This window comes from Photobacterium chitinilyticum, from assembly GCF_004104355.1.
Taxonomy (GTDB): domain Bacteria; phylum Pseudomonadota; class Gammaproteobacteria; order Enterobacterales; family Vibrionaceae; genus Photobacterium; species Photobacterium chitinilyticum.
Genome location: NZ_RJLM01000130.1, coordinates 1 through 624, shown reverse-complemented (window position 1 = coordinate 624; position 624 = coordinate 1). Strand labels below are relative to the sequence as shown.

General features: G+C 40.7%; 1 protein-coding gene. It reads right to left on the bottom strand.

All coding sequences use genetic code 11. The annotated features are described in order from the left end of the window. Positions 1–66 precede the first annotated feature (66 nt). Positions 67–504, bottom strand: a complete 438-nt coding sequence (gene tnpA, locus EDI28_RS26220) for an IS200/IS605 family transposase (protein WP_128786712.1) — start codon at positions 502–504, stop codon at positions 67–69. Positions 505–624 lie beyond the last annotated feature (120 nt).

The following is a 624-nucleotide window of genomic DNA, read 5'->3' as shown; positions in this document are numbered from 1 at the left end:
AGTAAAAATCCGCCTTCTAAGAAGGCGGCTTTACATTCACCCCCTAGAAGGGGGCATTCCACGCTATCAGTTTTTCAACAACTCAAGCTGATTCTCATACTCAAGCTCTTCTTTGTCCTGATGTCGTACATATCTACGAATTATTGCCTCGTTTACTCCAACTGAATCGACAAAGTAACCTTTTGCCCAAAAGTGATTTCCCCATAACTTTTTTCTAATATGTGGAAACTTATTGAATAGTCGTATTGCACTTCGACCTTTCAGTACTCCCATAAGAGACGAAATAGAGACTTTCGGTGGGACTAACGCTACTAAGTGGACATGATCCGGCTGAATATTCAGCTCTAATACTTCACAGTCCTTCATGTTCAATAAGATATAGATTGAACGATAAAGTTCTTTGGCTACATTACCTTTTAATATTTTGAATCTGTACTTTGGTGTCCAGACAATATGGTATTTACAACGCCAATAGACATGTGATGAACTCCTGTAATCGCCCATGTTTGTTGTTTCCTCTTACTTGTGGTGAATAAGAGGCTTACTTCTAACATGGGCACTCCTTCGGGCAATAGCCCACAGGAACAATCACCACCGCTCAAAGCGGTGGTTTAGAGGTGACAA

Excerpts from the sequence above, each read along its gene's own strand:
- tnpA (WP_128786712.1), bottom strand. The coding sequence starts at position 504 with ATGGGCGATTACAGGAGTTCATCACATGTCTATTGGCGTTGTAAATAC.